This window comes from Bradyrhizobium japonicum USDA 6, assembly GCF_000284375.1.
Taxonomy (GTDB): domain Bacteria; phylum Pseudomonadota; class Alphaproteobacteria; order Rhizobiales; family Xanthobacteraceae; genus Bradyrhizobium; species Bradyrhizobium japonicum.
Genome location: NC_017249.1, coordinates 4,496,223 through 4,511,764 on the forward strand (window position 1 = coordinate 4,496,223; position 15,542 = coordinate 4,511,764).

Here is a 15,542-nt window from a genome sequence, read left to right on the forward strand (position 1 = left end):
GGGAAATGTTGAGCGCCGGCTGGGCTGGCGCAAAGAGAAAGAGGACGAGGTGCATCAATGATTCAGATGCAGACCAACCTCGACGTGGCCGACAATTCTGGCGCACGCCGTGTCATGTGTATCAAGGTGCTCGGGGGCTCCAAGCGCCGCTACGCCACGATCGGCGACATCATCGTCGTCTCGATCAAGGAAGCGATTCCGCGTGGCAAGGTGAAGAAGGGCGACGTGATGAAGGCCGTCGTGGTGCGCGTCCGCAAGGACATTCGCCGCGCCGACGGTTCGGTCATCCGCTTCGACCGCAACGCCGCCGTCCTGATCAACAATCAGTCCGAGCCGGTCGGCACCCGTATCTTCGGGCCCGTGCCGCGCGAGCTGCGCGCCAAGAACCACATGAAGATCATCTCGCTCGCGCCGGAGGTGCTGTGATGGCTGCGAAGATCCGCAAGGGCGACAAGGTCGTCGTGCTGACCGGTCGCGACAAGGGCCGCACCGGCGAAGTGTTCGAAGTGCGTCCCGCCGCGGGCACGGCGCTCGTGCGCGGCATCAACATGGTCAAGCGTCACCAGAAGCAGACGCAGGCCCAGGAGGGCGGCATCATCTCGAAGGAGTCGCCGATCCAACTGTCCAACATCGCGTATGTCGGCAAGGACGGAAAGCCGACCCGCGTCGGATTCAAGATTCTGGCGGACGGCAAGAAGGTCCGCATCGCCAAGAGCTCGGGAGCTGAGATCGATGGCTGAGGCCGCTTACACGCCGCGCCTGCGCGCGGAATACGACGCGAAGATCCGCACGGCGATGACCGAGAAATTCGGTTATGAGAACGTGATGCAGGTTCCGCGCCTGGACAAGGTCGTGCTGAACATGGGCGTTGGCGATTCCGTCAACGACCGCAAGAAGGCCGAGACCGCCGCTGCCGAGCTGACCCAGATCGCCGGCCAGAAGGCGATCGTGACCTATTCGCGTATCGCGATCGCGACCTTCAAGCTGCGTGAAAACCAGCCGATCGGCTGCAAGGTCACGCTGCGCAAGGCCCACATGTACGAGTTCATCGACCGCCTGGTGAACGTGGCGCTGCCCCGCGTCCGCGACTTCCGCGGCCTGAACCCGAAGAGCTTTGACGGCCGCGGCAACTACTCGCTCGGCATCAAGGAGCACATCATTTTCCCCGAGATCGACTTCGACAAGGTCACGGAAGCCCGCGGTATGGACATCACCGTCTGCACCACGGCCAAGACCGACGAAGAGGCGAGGGCCTTGTTGACCGCTTTCAATTTCCCGTTCCGGCAGTGAGACGCTGACCTAAAGCCTCTCAAACGCGGATACCCAGGAGCCAAGCATGGCAAAGAAGAGTTCAGTTGAGAAGAACAACCGGCGCAAGCGGATGGTGAAGAACGCCGCCCCGAAGCGCGAGCGGTTGAAGGCGATCATCGCCGACAAGACGCTGCCGATGGAGGAGCGGTTCGCCGCGACCCTGAAGCTTGCGGAAATGCCGCGCAATTCGTCGGCGACCCGCGTCCGTCTGCGTTGCGAGCTGTCGGGCCGCCCGCGCTCGAACTACCGCAAGAACAAGCTGTCCCGTATCGCGCTGCGCGACCTTGGCTCCAAGGGCATGGTCCCGGGCCTCGTGAAGTCCAGCTGGTAAGGAGGGTCGTTTAGATGTCTACGCACGATCCAATCAGCGATCTGATCACCCGCATCCGCAACGCGCAGATGCGCTCCAAGAGCAAGGTGTCCACGCCTGGTTCGAAGATGCGCGAGAACGTGCTGGAGGTCCTCAAGTCCGAGGGCTACATCCGCGGCTACGCCACGCTCGAGCACTCCTCGGGCCGCAGCGAGATCGAGATCGAGCTGAAGTATTTCGACGGCGAACCCGTCATCCGCGAGATCGAACGAGTCTCCAAGCCCGGGCGCCGCGTTTACGCCTCGGTGAAGAACCTGCCGCGGGTCAACAACGGGCTCGGCATTTCGGTGTTGTCGACGCCGAAGGGGATCATGGCCGACCACAGCGCGCGCGATGCGAATGTGGGCGGTGAAGTCCTCTTCACGGTGTTCTGAGAAGGATTTTTGATCCATGTCACGTGTTGGCAAAAAGCCTGTGGCGGTTCCGTCGGGTGTTACCGCGACCGTCGATGGGCAGACCGTCAAGATGAAGGGGCCGAAGGGCCAGCTTCAGTTCGTCGTCCATGACGACGTCGAGGTGAAGCTCGAGAGCGGCCAGATCAAGGTCAAGCCGCGGCTCGAGACCAACCGCGCGCGGGCCCTGTATGGTACCGCTCGCGCCCAGGTCGCGAATCTGGTCGAAGGCGTCACCAAGGGCTTCGAGAAGAAGCTCGAAATCACCGGCGTCGGTTACCGCGCCGCGATGCAGGGCAAGAACCTGCAGCTCGCGCTCGGCTACAGCCACGACGTGGTCTACGCGATCCCGGAAGGGATCACGATCACCGTGCCGAAGCCGACCGAGATCACGGTGACCGGCAGCGACATCCAGCGTGTCGGCCAGGTCGCCGCCGAGATTCGCTCCTATCGTCCGCCGGAGCCCTACAAGGGCAAGGGCGTGAAGTATGTTGGCGAATTCATCTTCCGCAAGGAAGGCAAGAAGAAGTAACGGAGCCGGTCATGTCGAAAGCCAAGGTTACGAATGCCCGGCGCAAGCGGAGTGTGCGGCTGAAGCTGCGCCGCTCCGGTGGTGGCCGTCCGCGCCTGTCGGTGTTCCGCTCGTCCAAGCACATCTACGCCCAGGTCATCGACGACCTGAAGGGCGAGACGCTGGCCTCTGCTTCGTCGCTCGAGAAGTCGATGCGCGACGGCGGCAAGACCGGCGCCGACATCGATGCGGCGAAGGCGGTCGGCAAGCTGCTGGCCGAGCGCGCCGCCGAGAAGGGCGTCAAGGAAGTCGTGTTCGATCGCGGCAGCTATCTCTATCACGGGCGCGTCAAGGCTCTTGCCGATGCGGCGCGTGAGAGCGGGCTGAGCTTCTAACGGAATTTGAGGATTGAGGCGTAAGCCTCTGAAGGATTGGAAAAACCATGGCAGCTGAACGCGAACAACGTGGTGGACGCGATCAACGCGGCGGCGGACGTGAACGCAGGGAGCGCGAGGAGCGCGACAGCGAGTTCGTCGACAAGCTCGTCCACATCAATCGCGTGGCCAAGGTCGTCAAGGGCGGCAAGCGCTTCGGTTTCGCAGCGCTCGTCGTGATCGGCGACCAGAAGGGCCGCGCCGGCTTCGGTCACGGCAAGGCGCGCGAAGTGCCCGAGGCGATCCGCAAGGCAACCGAGTCCGCCAAGCGCAACCTGACCCGCGTCTCGCTGCGCGAGGGCCGCACGCTTCATCACGACATCGCCGGCCGTCACGGCGCGGGCCGTGTCTACCTGCGTGCAGCCCCGGCCGGTACCGGCATCATCGCCGGCGGTCCGATGCGCGCCGTGTTCGAGACGCTCGGCGTCCAGGACGTGGTCGCGAAGTCGATCGGCTCGTCGAACCCCTACAACATGGTTCGCGCAACCTTCGACGCGCTGAAGCATCAGGATTCGCCGCGTTCGGTCGCAGCCCGCCGCAATATCAAGGTGTCCACCCTCCAGTCCCGCCGTATCGGCGGTGATGCCGAGGCGGCTGCCGACTAACGGAAGCTTTTCGGAGTAGACTCCCATGGCCAAGGCCGCAAAGACGATCAAGCTCGAGCAGACCGGCAGCGCGATCCGCCGCCATCACTCGCAGCGTTCGACGCTGATCGGGCTCAAGCTCAACAAGATCGGCCGCACCAGCGAACTGCCGGACACCCCGGCGGTTCGTGGCATGATCGAGAAGGTTCACCATCTCGTTCGCATCGTCGACGAGAAGTAAGCAAGGGCGCAGGATCCCGAACAACGGGCACCCGTTTTCGGTGAAGATCATGCGCAAGAAACAAGGAGCAGGGCGATGAAGCTCAGCGATATCGCCGACAACGCCGGCTCGCGCAAGAAGCGTATGCGCGTCGGCCGTGGCATTGGTTCGGGCAAGGGCAAGCAGTCCGGCCGCGGCGGCAAGGGCCAGACCGCGCGTTCGGGCGTGCGCATCAAGGGTTTCGAAGGCGGCCAGATGCCGATGCATCGCCGTCTGCCGAAGCGCGGCTTCAACAACATCTTCCGCGTCGAGTTCGCCGAGATCAATCTCGACCGGCTCCAGGAAGCGGTCGATGCCAAGAAGATCGACGCTGGCAGCGTCGTGAACGTCGAGGCCCTGGTGAAGGGCGGCGTGCTGCGCCGCGCCAAGGCCGGCGTGCGGCTGCTCGGCCGCGGCGAGCTCAAGTCCAAGCTCAACATCGAAGTGCACGGTGCCACGAAGACCGCGATCGCCGCGGTCGAGAAGGCCGGCGGCTCGGTGAAGATCCTCGCCCCTGCCAAGGAAGAAGGCGAGGCGGCGTAACAACTGCGTCATTGGCCCGCGGCTCGCGGGCCTTTACGCGTGTGGGACGTGGACTTATCGAAGCCGAGCCCCAGATAATGTCCGGCGTCCGCTAGAGTAGCCCGGCCGCGGGCATGACGGCGCAACAGGCGGCGGGAGAAAGTCCAAGATGGCCTCTGCAGCGGAACAACTGGCAGCCAATCTCAATTTCGGTGCGTTTGCCAAGGCTGACGAACTGAAGAAGCGCATCTGGTTCACCCTGGGTGCGCTGCTCGTTTATCGGCTCGGGACCTATATCCCGCTGCCCGGCATTGATCCCAATATCTGGGAACAGGTGTTCCGCTCCCAGGCGGGCGGCATCCTCGGTATGTTCAACATGTTCGCCGGCGGCGGTATCCACCGCATGGCGATCTTCGCGCTGAACATCATGCCGTATATCTCGGCCTCGATCATCATCCAGCTCCTCACCACCGTCTCGCCGCAGCTCGAGGCGCTGAAGAAGGAAGGTGAGTCCGGCCGCAAGCTGCTGAACCAGTACACCCGCTATCTCACGGTGATCCTGGCGGCGTTCCAGTCCTACGGCATCGCGGTGGGCCTCGAAGGCGCCGGCAACGTCGTCAGCGACCCCGGCATGTTCTTCCGCCTGTCCACGGCGATCACGCTGACCGGCGGCACCATGTTCCTGATGTGGTTGGGTGAGCAGATCACCTCGCGCGGCATCGGCAACGGCATCTCGCTGATCATTCTCGCCGGCATCGTCGCCGAGCTGCCCGCGGCGCTCGCCAACATGCTCGAGCTCGGCCGCCAGGGCGCCATGTCGACCGGCCTGATCCTGGTCGTCATCATCATGGCGGTCGCCGTGATCGCCTTCATCGTGTTCATGGAGCGCGCCCAGCGCCGGCTGCTGATCCAGTATCCGAAGCGCCAGGTCGGCAACAAGATGTTCGAGGGCCAGTCCTCGCATCTGCCGCTCAAGCTCAACACCTCGGGCGTGATCCCGCCGATCTTCGCGTCCTCGCTGCTGCTGCTGCCGACCACGGTTGCCAACTTCAACGCCGGCAGCGGGCCGGAATGGTTCCAGTGGATCACGACCCAGCTCGGCCACGGCCGTCCGCTGTTCCTGATCTTGTATCTCGCGCTGATCGTGTTCTTCGCGTTCTTCTACACCGCGATCGTGTTCAACCCGACCGAGACCGCGGACAACCTGAAGAAGCATGGCGGCTTCATTCCGGGCATCCGTCCGGGCGAGCGCACCGCGGAATATATCGACTACGTTCTGTCGCGCATCACCGTGCTCGGCGCGATTTATCTGGCGATCGTCTGCTTGATCCCGGAAATCCTGATCTCCTACGCCTCGGTGCCGTTCTACTTCGGCGGCACCTCGCTGCTGATCGTCGTCAGCGTCACCATGGACACGGTGGCGCAGGTGCAGGGCTATCTGCTGGCGCATCAGTATGAGGGCTTGATCCGGAAGTCGAAGCTGCGCGGCCGCCGCCGCTAGACGCGGGGCTCTCTCAAGGCGGCGCGACAGCGCCGCCGATTCGCCGCGCGAGCAACGCGCGGCGCCCGCCGAGGCGACCAGTCGGCCATTCCAAGACATCGGCAGAGCTGCTCTCCCTGCGACGCAATCACTGATTTCAAAGGCCTTCTTGGCGTCTTGGCATTTGCTCCCCTATGATATGGGTAGCGGTGCGACGCCGATTATGATTTGCACTGTCATTGGACTTCAAACACGGGTGCGCGACGTATCGCTCACCAATCCGGGGGCGTACGCCGATGAGAATTATACTTCTGGGACCGCCGGGGTCGGGCAAGGGGACCCAGGCGCAACTGCTGGTGCAGCGCTATGGCATCGTCCAGCTCTCGACCGGCGAGATGCTGCGCGCAGCCGTTGCGGCAGGAACGCCGGTCGGGCTGAAGGCCAAGGAGATCATGGCCAGCGGCGGCCTCGTGCCCGACGAGATCGTGGTGGGGATCATCTCCGACCGCATCGACCAGCCGGACGCCAAGAACGGCTTCATCCTCGACGGCTTCCCGCGCACCGTGCCGCAGGCCGAGGCGCTGGATGATCTGCTCAAGCACAAGCATCTCAAGCTCGATGCCGTGGTCGAGCTCCGCGTCAACGAGAGCGCACTGCTGAGCCGCGTCGAGACCCGCGTCGCGCAGATGCGGGAGCGCGGGGAGGAGGTCCGTGTCGACGACACCCCGGAGGTCCTGACCAAGCGACTCGCCAGCTACCGGAGCCAGACGGAACCGCTGATTCACTACTATTCCGAGCGGCGGAAGCTCTCGACCATCGACGGCATGATGGCGATCGACGAGGTCACCCGCGCCATTCATCGCCAGCTCCTGGCGCTCGGGGCGGTCGAGCCCAAGTCGCATGGCAAGGCCCATGCGCGCAGCGCGGCCAAGTCGGCGCCCGCCAAGAAAGGTGCCAAGAAGGCCAAGGTAGCCAAAAAGCCGGCGAAAACGGCCAAAAAGGCGGCCAAATCCGCTAAAAAGGCCGCCAAGAAGGCCGCAAAGGACGCCAAGAAGGCTGCCAAGAAAACGGTCAAAAAGGCAGCCAAAACGACCGCCAAGAAGGCTGTCAAAAAAGGTGCCAAAAAGGCCGCAAAAAAGGTCACGAAAAAGCGAGCTAAGCGCTAGCAGCGGTTGACGAAAGCCCCCTGAATCCCCTAATAAGCCCCGCATCCAAGTCGGATAGTTTCAAACGATGCCGGGCCCCAGGAAGACCAGGGGTGGGCGTCGTGTTCGCGTTTGTGAACACCTGCCCGAGAAAACAAGCACTTAAAGACCGATTCCTGACGAGGGATCGGCAACAGGAGAGAAGGCCGTGGCCCGTATTGCCGGCGTGAACATTCCGACCAACAAGCGCGTGCTGATCGCGCTCCAGTACATCCATGGCATCGGCCAGAAGATCGCTGGTGAGATCCTGGAGAAGGTGAAGATCCCCGAGGATCGTCGCGTCAACCAGCTCAGCGATGCCGAAGTGCTCCAGATCCGCGAAGTGATCGACCGCGACTATCTCGTCGAGGGCGACCTGCGTCGTGAGGTCGGCATCAACATCAAGCGTCTGATGGACCTCGGCTGCTATCGCGGCCTGCGTCATCGTCGCGGCCTGCCGGTGCGCGGTCAGCGTACCCACACCAATGCGCGTACGCGCAAGGGTCCGGCCAAGGCCATCGCCGGCAAGAAGAAGTAAGTTTTCGAATCCAATCGCGGCGTGTGGCGAAAGGGGAGACCCGTTCGCCACACGCCTTTCGTTCCACAGGTGTAGCCGCTGGCATTACGGCGGCGTTTGAGATCTTCAGGAAAGGTACTCTATGGGCAAGGAAGCCACCCGCGTTCGTCGTCGTGAGCGCAAGAACATCGCCTCCGGCGTCGCGCACGTGAACTCGTCGTTCAACAACACGACCATCACCATCACCGACGCGCAGGGCAACACGATTGCCTGGTCCTCCGCCGGTACGATGGGCTTCAAGGGTTCGCGCAAGTCGACCCCGTACGCCGCGCAGGTTGCCGCCGAGGACGTGTCGAAGAAGGCGCAGGAGCACGGCATGCGCACGCTGGAAGTTGAAGTCGCCGGTCCGGGTTCGGGCCGCGAGTCGGCACTCCGTGCGCTCCAGGCCGCGGGCTTCACCGTCACCTCGATCCGCGACGTGACCACGATTCCGCACAACGGTTGCCGTCCCCGCAAGCGTCGGCGCGTTTGAGACCAAGTCGCGGGCGCATCGGCGCCCGCGATGACTTTTTGCAAAGCCGCGGGAATGATCGCGGCCTTTCTCCAACGCCAGTGTCTGCAACAGCAGTTTGACTGGCCTGTATGGGTGAAACAGTGACGATCCAGAAAAATTGGCAAGAACTGATTCGACCGAACAAGCTCCAGGTCACGCCCGGTAGCGATTCGAACCGTTTCGCGACCATCGTCGCCGAGCCGCTCGAGCGCGGCTTCGGCCAGACGCTCGGCAACGCGCTGCGCCGCATCCTGCTCTCCTCGCTCCAGGGCGCGGCGGTGCAGTCGGTGCACATCGACGGCGTGCTGCACGAGTTCTCCTCGATCGCGGGCGTCCGTGAGGACGTCACCGACATCGTGCTCAACATCAAGGACATCTCGATCAAGATGCAGGGCGAAGGCCCCAAGCGCATGGTCGTGAAGAAGCAGGGCCCGGGCGTCGTCACCGCCGGCGACATCCAGACCGTGGGCGACGTCGTCGTGCTCAACCCCGAGCTCCAGATCTGCACGCTCGACGAGGGCGCCGAGATCCGCATGGAGTTCACGGTCGCCACCGGCAAGGGCTACGTGCCTGCCGAGCGCAACCGTCCCGAGGACGCGCCGATCGGCCTGATCCCGGTCGACAGCCTGTACTCGCCGGTCCGCAAGGTCTCCTACAAGGTCGAGAACACCCGCGAGGGCCAGATCCTCGACTACGACAAGCTGACCATGACGATCGAGACCAACGGCGCGATCTCGCCGGATGACTCCGTGGCTTACGCCGCGCGCATCCTGCAGGATCAGCTTAACGTGTTCGTCAACTTCGAAGAGCCGCGCAAGGAAGTCGCCCAGGAGATCATCCCGGACCTCGCCTTCAACCCGGCCTTCCTCAAGAAGGTGGACGAGCTCGAGCTGTCGGTGCGTTCGGCCAACTGCTTGAAGAACGACAACATCGTCTACATCGGCGATCTCGTGCAGAAGAGCGAAGCGGAAATGCTCCGCACCCCGAACTTCGGCCGCAAGTCGCTGAACGAGATCAAGGAAGTGCTGGCTCAGATGGGGCTGCATCTCGGCATGGAAGTGCCGGGCTGGCCGCCGGAGAACATCGACGAGCTCGCCAAGCGCTTCGAGGATCACTACTGATCCGACTTCATCGTCGTGGCCGGAGATATCCGGCCGCGATTTTTAATGGGCGAACGCAGGCAGCCCACCTGAGCAACATGTCCGACGAACCGTCGCGGCAGTTTCAAACTAAGGAATAGTTACATGCGTCACGGCAAGGTTCATCGGAAGCTCAACCGCACGGCCGAGCATCGCCGCGCGATGTTCGCCAATATGTGCGCCGCGCTGATCAAGCACGAGCAGATCGTCACCACGCTGCCCAAGGCCAAGGAGCTCCGTCCGATCGTCGAGAAGCTCGTCACTCTCGGCAAGAAGGGCGGCCTGTCCATGCGTCGCCAGGCCATCTCCGAGATGCGCGACAAGGACCAGGTCAAGAAGCTGTTCGACGTGCTGGCACCCCGCTACAAGGACCGCCAGGGCGGCTACACCCGCATCATCAAGGCCGGCTTCCGCTACGGCGACAACGCCGCGATGGCCGTGATCGAGTTCGTCGATCGCGACGTCGATGCCAAGGGCCAGGACTCCGGTCCGGTGCAGGAGAAGGAAGCCGAGGCGGCGTAAGCCGGCCGGTACCTCAGTTTTCAGAAAGCGGCGCCCTTGGGCGCCGCTTTTTTGTATGGCGCGGCGATATCTCATGCCGCGCATCGTCTGGTGAACGCGATTCCGGCCGGGGGCTGTCGATGAGGATTGTGTTTGGGATCGCGCTGGCGCTGTTGATGTCGCCGGCCTCTGGCGAGACGCTGGTCGAACGCGGCGCTTATCTCGTCAGCAGCGTGATGGTCTGCCACAACTGCCACACGCCGCGCGGGCCGCAGGGCCTCGATCTCTCGCGCGCGCTTTCGGGCGGCAACCAGGTTTTCGATGAGCCTGCCTTCAAGGTCACCGGCTCCAACATCACGCCGGACAAGGACACCGGCATCGGCAACTGGAGCGATGCCGAGCTGAAGCGGTTTCTGGTCAGCGGTGACAGGCCGAACGGGACCAAGGTCGCGCCGATCATGCCGACCGCGTTCTACACGGTGCTCACGGCCCGGGATCTCGATGCGCTTACCGCCTACCTGCGCTCGGTACCCGCATTGCGCCACGAAACGCCGGCGCCGGAATACAGGATCGCGCTGAAGCCGGAAACGCCGACCTATTCCGGCAAGCGGGCGACCGAGGATGAGCTCTCGGACAAGCTCGCGCGCGGCCGCTATCTCCTGACCATCGCCCATTGCCTGGAATGCCACACGCCGGAGGGCCCGTCCGCCGTGCATGATTTCGCCGGTGCCAGCGGCAAGGGTGGCCGGACATTCAAGGGACCGTGGGGCGAATCCATCTCCCCCAATATCACCGCGGATCCCGCGGCCGGCCTGGGCGGCTGGAGCGACGACGAAATCAAACGTGCGATTGCGCAAGGCATCGCGCGCGACGGCCACAAGCTCAAGCCGCCGATGGCCTATGCTGCGTACGCCAGCATGACGGCCCAGGATCTCGATGCCATCGTCTCGTTTCTCAGGACGCTACCGCCGCGGCAATAGTGCCGCAGGGTGGGCAAGGGTGCGCTCTCCGCGCGCCGTGCCCGCCATTTCGCTTTCGACTCGTGTCGAAAAGGTGGGCACGCTTCCGGCTTCGCCCTTCGAGCTACGGCGGACAAGTCGCTTTGCCCCACCCTACGATTTCGCAGTTGTGGCGATTGAAGCGGCGTGCGCTGCACACGATATCCGCTTCAGCAACAATGGAGATGCTTCATGAAGATCGACCTTTCCGGAAAGACCGCCCTCGTGACCGGCTCCACCGCCGGCATCGGCCACGCCATCGCAAAAGGTCTCGCTGCGTCCGGCGCGAGCGTGATCATCAACGGTCGCGGCCAGGACAAGGTCGATACCGCCGTGCGCAAGCTGGAAGGGGCGGGCGTTAAGGTCCGCGGCATCGCCGCCGACGTCTCGACCGCAGCGGGCTGCAAGGCGCTCGTCTCGGCGCTGCCGGAGGTCGACATCCTCATCAACAACGCCGGCATCTTCGAGCCGAAAGACTTCTTCGAGATCCCTGACGAGGACTGGGGCCGCTTCTTCGAGGTCAATGTGATGAGCGGCGTACGGCTGTCGCGCGCCTATATGAAGGGCATGCTCAAGCGCAACTGGGGCCGCATCGTCTTCATCTCATCGGAGTCCGGACTCAACATTCCCGTCGAGATGATCCATTACGGCATGAGCAAGACGGCCCAGCTCTCGGTCGCCCGCGGCCTCGCGCAGCTCACCCGCGGCACCGGCGTCACCGTCAATTCCGTGCTGCCGGGTCCGACCATGTCGGAGGGCGTCGAGACCTTCGTGAAGGATCTCGCCAAGCAGAATGGGCAGTCGGTCGATGAGGCCGCCGCCAATTTCGTCAAGCAGCACCGTCCGAGCTCACTGATCCAGCGCTTCGCCAGCGTCGACGAGATCGCCAACATGGTGGTCTATGTCGCGTCCAAGGAAGCGTCCGCGACCAACGGTGCGGCGCTGCGCGCGGAAGGCGGTATCGTCAATACGATCGCCTGAGACTGCGCACGTGCCGGCCTATGTGATCTCCGAGGTCGAGGCGCGCGATCAAGCGGCGATGGAGGCCTATCGCTCGCTCGCCGCGCAGACTATCGCGCAATACGGCGACCGCTACCTCGTGCGCGGCGGTGCTGCCGAGGTGGTGGAGGGCGGCCCGCCGGCGAAGACCATCATCATCGTGGAGTTTCCCACGATGGCCCGCGCGCGCGAATGGTACGCGTCGGCGGAATATGCCGAGGCGTTGAAGCTGCGACAGACGGCGCTGGAGCGGCGGTTGATGTTCGTGGACGGCGTGCCGGAAACGTAGGGTGGGCAAAGCGACAGCGTGCCCACCACTTTGATTGCGTATGTCGAGAAGATGGTGGGCACGGCGCACGTGCGCCGTTGCCCACCTTACGAAGCCGTAAATACCTACCAGCCCTCCAGCACGATCTTGCCGCGCGACTTGCCGCTCTCGAGCAGCGCATGCGCGCGCTTGAGGTTGGCCGCGTTGATCGTGCCAAAGGTCTGGTCGAGCGTGGTGCGCAGCACGCCCTTGTCGATGAGGTCGGAGACGTCGTTGAGCAGATGATGCTGCGCGATCATGTCGGGCGTCTGGAAAGACGAGCGCGTGAACATCGATTCCCAGTGTACCGAGATCGCCTTGCCCTTGAAGGTGCTCATGGCGAACTCCGGGGGATCGTCGATCAGGCCGAACCGACCCTGCGGCGCCATGAACTCGGCGATCGCCTTGTAGTGCTGGTCGGTGAAGGTAAGGCTGGCCACCAGCGCAACCGGCGGCAGCTTCAGCTTCTCGATCTGCTCCTTCATCGGCCTGCCGTGGTCGATCACTGCATGCGCGCCAAGATCGAGGCACCATTTTTGCGACTCCGGCCGCGTCGCCGTCGCAAGCACCGTCAATCCGGTGAGGCGGCGCGCAAGCTGGATCAGGATCGAGCCGACACCGCCGGCGCCGCCCGTGATCAGCAGCGTGCGCGGGTCGACGCTCTTGCCGGGCACCGCGCCGAGCCGGTCGAACAGCAGTTCCCAGGCGGTGATGGAGGTGAGGGGAAGGGCTGCGGCCTGCGCGAACGACAGGCTCTTCGGCTTGTTGCCGACGATGCGCTCGTCGACCAGGTGAAATTCGGAATTGGTGCCCTGGCGCAGGATCGAGCCGGCGTAAAACACCTCGTCGCCCGCCTTGAACAACGTGACGTCCGGACCCACGGCATCGACGACGCCGGCCGCATCATAGCCCAGGATCTTCGTCTCACCCTCGGGCGGGGCGGCACGCTTGCGTACCTTGTAATCGACCGGGTTGGCCGAGATGGCCTTCACGGCGACGCGGATATCGCGCCCCTTGGGCTCGGGCTTTGCGGTCTCGAAATCGATCAGCGCGTCCTGATCCTCGATCGGAAGCGACTTTTTGTAGCCGACGGCCTTCATGGCTTGTCTCCATCAAATGGCGCGTAGCTTGTGATGTGCGCCTGGCCTGCTAACTGTCCCGCTAGCCCCGGTTTGGCAAGTACTGTAAATTCGGGGATATAGTCCCTGTTTGGATACTATTGGGAAAACACGCATGAAGCGGCGAGATTTTACCCGGCGTCCCGGCTGCTCGGTCGAGGCGACGCTGGACCTGATCGACGGCAAGTGGAAGGGCGTGATCCTCTACCACCTCCAGGACGGCACCCAACGCTTCGGGGAACTGCGCCGCCGGATGCCCGGCATCACCCAGCGCATGCTGACAAAGCAGCTTCGCGCGCTGGAGGAGGACAAGCTCGTCATCCGCAAGGTCTATGCCGAGGTGCCGCCGCGCGTGGAGTATTGCCTCTCCGAACTCGGCGAGAGCCTGCGGCCGGTGATCGACATCCTGAAGGCCTGGGGCGAGAGCCATCAGCAACGGCTGTCCTGCGCGCCGCTGCCCGAGGCGGAGCCGGTCAAGAAGCCGAAGCGCGCAGCGTAAGTCTCCGGGAGCGGAAGGTGCCGCTCCCGGAAGAGATTGCGTCAGAACGCGAACTGCGTGCGCATCGCGATCGCATCGAACTTCGAGCCGACATCGGCGGTCGAGATCGGCGAAGCCTGTTTCGATACCGTGCCATGCAGGTAGTCCAGCATGAAGCGGACGTTGCCGTTGACGTACCAGTTGAGCGCGAGCGTGTAGACGGTCTGACGTCCGCCGGCGATGCCAGCGGCGGTCGCGAGCTGATTGTTCAGATCCATGGTGGAGTAGCGGCCGGCAATCTCCCAGGCACCCCAGCCGCCGCCATCGAGCGAGAACGGATTGTTCGGCTTGACGCCGCCATAGGCGGCATTCGACGGATTGTACTTGCGTGATTCACCGGTCAAAACATAGGCCGCTTCCGCGTAGCCGCCCTGGAATTTCAGGCTTGGCGCACCGATCAGCGGCACGCTGGTATTCGCGTTGCGATCGATGTTGAACCAGTAGTATTCGCCCTGGAGATACAACGATCCGTAGGTCGCTGCGGCTTCCACACCGTAAACCTGGGCGCCCGCGACATTGGCAATCGCACCGGTCGAGATCAGCGTCGTGGGATCGATGCGCAGCTCGGGACGATCGCTGAGCGTGAGCGTTTGCGTGTTCGCGATCAGATTGCGCGGCGGCTGGATCAGCCATTCCGCGTCGGCGCCGAGATGCACCGAATAGCCATTACCGCTGACCGCCTGGCCCGCCACGCGGGCGATCGCGCCGTATTGCTCGCTGGTCCCGGGAGGTGAAACGCTCGAGGCCGAGTGAATGGCGCCCGTGGTGGGGCCAGTCACGTAAGCGCCGGCCCAGAACACGTCATTGTACCAGCGTGCGCCGATGGCAGAACGGAAGTCGCCAGCGGCGATGTTCTGCGCGATCAAACCGACTGAGGCGCGCTCCATGAAGGGAATGTCGTTGGAGCTCATGGATTCGTCCAGGGTCCAGGCAAGGTCCATGACGCCGGCTTCGATCGACAGCTTGCCGCCGAACGGCTTCAGCCCTGTATAGCTCACCCAAGCGTTCTCGATGCCGGATGTGCCACCGCCGGGCAGGAAGCCGACAGGGGTAGCGCCAGCGGCGCCCGTGCCGCCAAATCCGTCCGACGAGCCGCCGAAATCATAGATCAGCGCGAAATTCCAGTCTTCGAGGAATTTGCCGACGACACCGATGCGCGCGCGGCGGATGTTCTCGCCGCTGTCGAGCTTCTGCGGCACGGTCGCCGCCGTGTTGGGACGATAGTTGTAGCCGCCGACGTCCCAGTGCACGCGGCTGGTGATGGCGACGCAGTTCGCCCCGTCAGCGGTGCAGATGGTCGGCCGGTTGTTCGGCATGGTCACGACAGCACCGGAGACGGGTACTGGTCCCTTGAGCGGGATCGCGGCGTTGGCGTTGGCGACGACGGCCTTCGCCTCCGAGCGCGCTTCGGCCTTCGCTTCGGCCTTGGCTTCAGCTTTTGTCTTCGCCGTCGCCGCCGTGTTGGCGGCGGTCTGACTCTGGAGCTTGTCGAGCTTCTGCTCGAGCATCTTCAACTGCTGCTTCAGGAGCGCGATCTCCTGGTCGCTGCTGCTTGCCGTTTGGGCCTGGGCTTGCGAGGCCGCCAGCACGCCGGCGAGACCAATCGCCGTGGCTGCTATTCTTGTCCTACTCACATCATGACTCCATCGTTTGACGAACTTCCCCAAGTCGTAACGGGAGAGCCTAGGTATGAACGATGACTGCCCCGCGACGCTGCGCCCGGTTGCGCGGTTCCCACTGATGCCAATTCGCTGCAACCGAATCCGCTCGGCACTACAATGCTGGATGACACGCATCATGCCAATCCACCGCCCAGGTAAATTGT

Annotated in this window: 22 protein-coding genes; 20 read left to right on the forward strand and 2 right to left on the reverse strand. The window is 63.6% G+C overall.

Annotation, left to right across the window (positions count from 1 at the left end; all coding sequences use genetic code 11):
- Window positions 1–57 precede the first annotated feature (57 nt).
- The 19 genes from rplN to BJ6T_RS21235 all read left to right on the forward strand — a co-directional run bounded on the left by rplN (window position 58) and on the right by BJ6T_RS21235 (window position 12,043).
- Window positions 58–426, forward strand: coding sequence for a 50S ribosomal protein L14 (gene rplN / locus BJ6T_RS21145; RefSeq protein WP_007603030.1), 369 nt, complete (start codon window positions 58–60; stop codon window positions 424–426).
- Window positions 426–740: a 50S ribosomal protein L24 gene (rplX, locus tag BJ6T_RS21150; RefSeq protein WP_014494502.1), complete on the forward strand. Its 315-nt coding sequence runs from the start codon at window positions 426–428 to the stop codon at window positions 738–740. Before rplN ends, rplX begins: the two co-directional genes overlap by 1 nt.
- On the forward strand, window positions 733–1,290 hold the full coding sequence (gene rplE, locus BJ6T_RS21155) for a 50S ribosomal protein L5 (protein ID WP_014494503.1): 558 nt from the start codon (window positions 733–735) through the stop codon (window positions 1,288–1,290). The genes rplX and rplE overlap by 8 nt, the downstream gene beginning before the upstream one ends.
- Window positions 1,291–1,336: 46 nt before the next feature.
- On the forward strand, window positions 1,337–1,642 hold the full coding sequence (gene rpsN / locus BJ6T_RS21160) for a 30S ribosomal protein S14 (protein WP_014494504.1): 306 nt from the start codon (window positions 1,337–1,339) through the stop codon (window positions 1,640–1,642).
- A 14-nt stretch (window positions 1,643–1,656) separates the two neighbouring features.
- Window positions 1,657–2,055 (forward strand): 30S ribosomal protein S8, encoded by a 399-nt coding sequence (gene rpsH / locus BJ6T_RS21165; protein ID WP_014494505.1) that lies wholly within the window; start codon window positions 1,657–1,659, stop codon window positions 2,053–2,055.
- Window positions 2,056–2,071: 16 nt separating this feature from the next.
- A complete protein-coding gene (rplF, locus tag BJ6T_RS21170) occupies window positions 2,072–2,605 on the forward strand; it encodes a 50S ribosomal protein L6 (protein WP_014494506.1) in 534 nt (177 codons plus the stop codon).
- 11 nt (window positions 2,606–2,616) lie between these two features.
- Window positions 2,617–2,979 carry a 50S ribosomal protein L18 gene (gene rplR / locus BJ6T_RS21175; RefSeq protein ID WP_007603036.1) on the forward strand — a complete coding sequence of 121 codons (363 nt, stop codon included), beginning with the start codon at window positions 2,617–2,619 and terminating at the stop codon, window positions 2,977–2,979.
- A gap of 47 nt (window positions 2,980–3,026) precedes the next feature.
- Complete coding sequence (rpsE, locus tag BJ6T_RS21180; RefSeq protein WP_014494507.1) at window positions 3,027–3,623, forward strand: 30S ribosomal protein S5; 597 nt, start codon at window positions 3,027–3,029, stop codon at window positions 3,621–3,623.
- 25 nt (window positions 3,624–3,648) lie between these two features.
- Window positions 3,649–3,843 (forward strand): 50S ribosomal protein L30, encoded by a 195-nt coding sequence (gene rpmD / locus BJ6T_RS21185; RefSeq protein WP_011088137.1) that lies wholly within the window; start codon window positions 3,649–3,651, stop codon window positions 3,841–3,843.
- Between the two features lie 75 nt (window positions 3,844–3,918).
- Entirely contained in the window at window positions 3,919–4,404 is a 486-nt protein-coding gene (gene rplO, locus BJ6T_RS21190) for a 50S ribosomal protein L15 (protein WP_014494508.1), read from the forward strand.
- Between the two features lie 148 nt (window positions 4,405–4,552).
- Window positions 4,553–5,884 (forward strand): preprotein translocase subunit SecY, encoded by a 1,332-nt coding sequence (secY, locus tag BJ6T_RS21195; protein WP_014494509.1) that lies wholly within the window; start codon window positions 4,553–4,555, stop codon window positions 5,882–5,884.
- 275 nt (window positions 5,885–6,159) lie between these two features.
- Window positions 6,160–7,029: an adenylate kinase gene (locus tag BJ6T_RS21200; RefSeq protein ID WP_014494510.1), complete on the forward strand. Its 870-nt coding sequence runs from the start codon at window positions 6,160–6,162 to the stop codon at window positions 7,027–7,029.
- Window positions 7,030–7,216: 187 nt separating this feature from the next.
- A complete protein-coding gene (gene rpsM / locus BJ6T_RS21205) occupies window positions 7,217–7,585 on the forward strand; it encodes a 30S ribosomal protein S13 (RefSeq protein WP_014494511.1) in 369 nt (122 codons plus the stop codon).
- A gap of 121 nt (window positions 7,586–7,706) precedes the next feature.
- The gene (gene rpsK, locus BJ6T_RS21210) at window positions 7,707–8,096 is read left to right on the forward strand and encodes a 30S ribosomal protein S11 (protein WP_007603045.1); all 390 of its coding nucleotides are present in this window, start codon (window positions 7,707–7,709) and stop codon (window positions 8,094–8,096) included.
- 110 nt (window positions 8,097–8,206) lie between these two features.
- Window positions 8,207–9,238, forward strand: a complete 1,032-nt coding sequence (locus BJ6T_RS21215) for a DNA-directed RNA polymerase subunit alpha (protein ID WP_014494512.1) — start codon at window positions 8,207–8,209, stop codon at window positions 9,236–9,238.
- Window positions 9,239–9,361: 123 nt separating this feature from the next.
- Window positions 9,362–9,778 (forward strand): 50S ribosomal protein L17, encoded by a 417-nt coding sequence (gene rplQ / locus BJ6T_RS21220; RefSeq protein WP_014494513.1) that lies wholly within the window; start codon window positions 9,362–9,364, stop codon window positions 9,776–9,778.
- A gap of 119 nt (window positions 9,779–9,897) precedes the next feature.
- Window positions 9,898–10,737: a c-type cytochrome gene (locus tag BJ6T_RS21225; protein ID WP_028169911.1), complete on the forward strand. Its 840-nt coding sequence runs from the start codon at window positions 9,898–9,900 to the stop codon at window positions 10,735–10,737.
- A 210-nt stretch (window positions 10,738–10,947) separates the two neighbouring features.
- Entirely contained in the window at window positions 10,948–11,736 is a 789-nt protein-coding gene (locus BJ6T_RS21230; RefSeq protein WP_014494515.1) for an SDR family NAD(P)-dependent oxidoreductase, read from the forward strand.
- Between the two features lie 10 nt (window positions 11,737–11,746).
- On the forward strand, window positions 11,747–12,043 hold the full coding sequence (locus BJ6T_RS21235; RefSeq protein WP_014494516.1) for a DUF1330 domain-containing protein: 297 nt from the start codon (window positions 11,747–11,749) through the stop codon (window positions 12,041–12,043).
- Between the two features lie 104 nt (window positions 12,044–12,147).
- Here BJ6T_RS21235 and BJ6T_RS21240 read toward each other — a convergent pair whose 3' ends face one another.
- Window positions 12,148–13,161 (reverse strand): zinc-binding alcohol dehydrogenase family protein, encoded by a 1,014-nt coding sequence (locus BJ6T_RS21240; RefSeq protein ID WP_014494517.1) that lies wholly within the window; start codon window positions 13,159–13,161, stop codon window positions 12,148–12,150.
- A 133-nt stretch (window positions 13,162–13,294) separates the two neighbouring features.
- Here BJ6T_RS21240 and BJ6T_RS21245 point away from each other — a divergent pair, with 133 nt between their 5' ends.
- Complete coding sequence (locus tag BJ6T_RS21245) at window positions 13,295–13,678, forward strand: winged helix-turn-helix transcriptional regulator (protein WP_014494518.1); 384 nt, start codon at window positions 13,295–13,297, stop codon at window positions 13,676–13,678.
- A gap of 41 nt (window positions 13,679–13,719) precedes the next feature.
- Here the strand turns inward: BJ6T_RS21245 and BJ6T_RS21250 are convergent, their stop codons facing one another.
- Complete coding sequence (locus BJ6T_RS21250; RefSeq protein ID WP_014494519.1) at window positions 13,720–15,351, reverse strand: OprO/OprP family phosphate-selective porin; 1,632 nt, start codon at window positions 15,349–15,351, stop codon at window positions 13,720–13,722.
- Window positions 15,352–15,542: the final 191 nt, after the last annotated feature.

Bases quoted from the DNA above. Each gene is read 5' to 3' on its own strand.
- BJ6T_RS21245 (WP_014494518.1), top strand. From the start codon at position 13,295: ATGAAGCGGCGAGATTTTACCCGGCGTCCCGGCTGCTCGGTCGAGGCG.
- BJ6T_RS21230 (WP_014494515.1), top strand. From the start codon at position 10,948: ATGAAGATCGACCTTTCCGGAAAGACCGCCCTCGTGACCGGCTCCACC.
- BJ6T_RS21200 (WP_014494510.1), top strand. From the start codon at position 6,160: ATGAGAATTATACTTCTGGGACCGCCGGGGTCGGGCAAGGGGACCCAG.
- rplN (WP_007603030.1), top strand. From the start codon at position 58: ATGATTCAGATGCAGACCAACCTCGACGTGGCCGACAATTCTGGCGCA.
- BJ6T_RS21240 (WP_014494517.1), bottom strand. From the start codon at position 13,161: ATGAAGGCCGTCGGCTACAAAAAGTCGCTTCCGATCGAGGATCAGGAC.
- rpmD (WP_011088137.1), top strand. From the start codon at position 3,649: ATGGCCAAGGCCGCAAAGACGATCAAGCTCGAGCAGACCGGCAGCGCG.
- rplQ (WP_014494513.1), top strand. From the start codon at position 9,362: ATGCGTCACGGCAAGGTTCATCGGAAGCTCAACCGCACGGCCGAGCAT.
- rpsK (WP_007603045.1), top strand. From the start codon at position 7,707: ATGGGCAAGGAAGCCACCCGCGTTCGTCGTCGTGAGCGCAAGAACATC.
- rpsE (WP_014494507.1), top strand. From the start codon at position 3,027: ATGGCAGCTGAACGCGAACAACGTGGTGGACGCGATCAACGCGGCGGC.
- rpsH (WP_014494505.1), top strand. From the start codon at position 1,657: ATGTCTACGCACGATCCAATCAGCGATCTGATCACCCGCATCCGCAAC.
- rplX (WP_014494502.1), top strand. From the start codon at position 426: ATGGCTGCGAAGATCCGCAAGGGCGACAAGGTCGTCGTGCTGACCGGT.
- rplF (WP_014494506.1), top strand. From the start codon at position 2,072: ATGTCACGTGTTGGCAAAAAGCCTGTGGCGGTTCCGTCGGGTGTTACC.
- rplE (WP_014494503.1), top strand. From the start codon at position 733: ATGGCTGAGGCCGCTTACACGCCGCGCCTGCGCGCGGAATACGACGCG.
- BJ6T_RS21215 (WP_014494512.1), top strand. From the start codon at position 8,207: ATGGGTGAAACAGTGACGATCCAGAAAAATTGGCAAGAACTGATTCGA.
- rpsN (WP_014494504.1), top strand. From the start codon at position 1,337: ATGGCAAAGAAGAGTTCAGTTGAGAAGAACAACCGGCGCAAGCGGATG.
- rplO (WP_014494508.1), top strand. From the start codon at position 3,919: ATGAAGCTCAGCGATATCGCCGACAACGCCGGCTCGCGCAAGAAGCGT.
- BJ6T_RS21225 (WP_028169911.1), top strand. From the start codon at position 9,898: ATGAGGATTGTGTTTGGGATCGCGCTGGCGCTGTTGATGTCGCCGGCC.
- secY (WP_014494509.1), top strand. From the start codon at position 4,553: ATGGCCTCTGCAGCGGAACAACTGGCAGCCAATCTCAATTTCGGTGCG.
- rplR (WP_007603036.1), top strand. From the start codon at position 2,617: ATGTCGAAAGCCAAGGTTACGAATGCCCGGCGCAAGCGGAGTGTGCGG.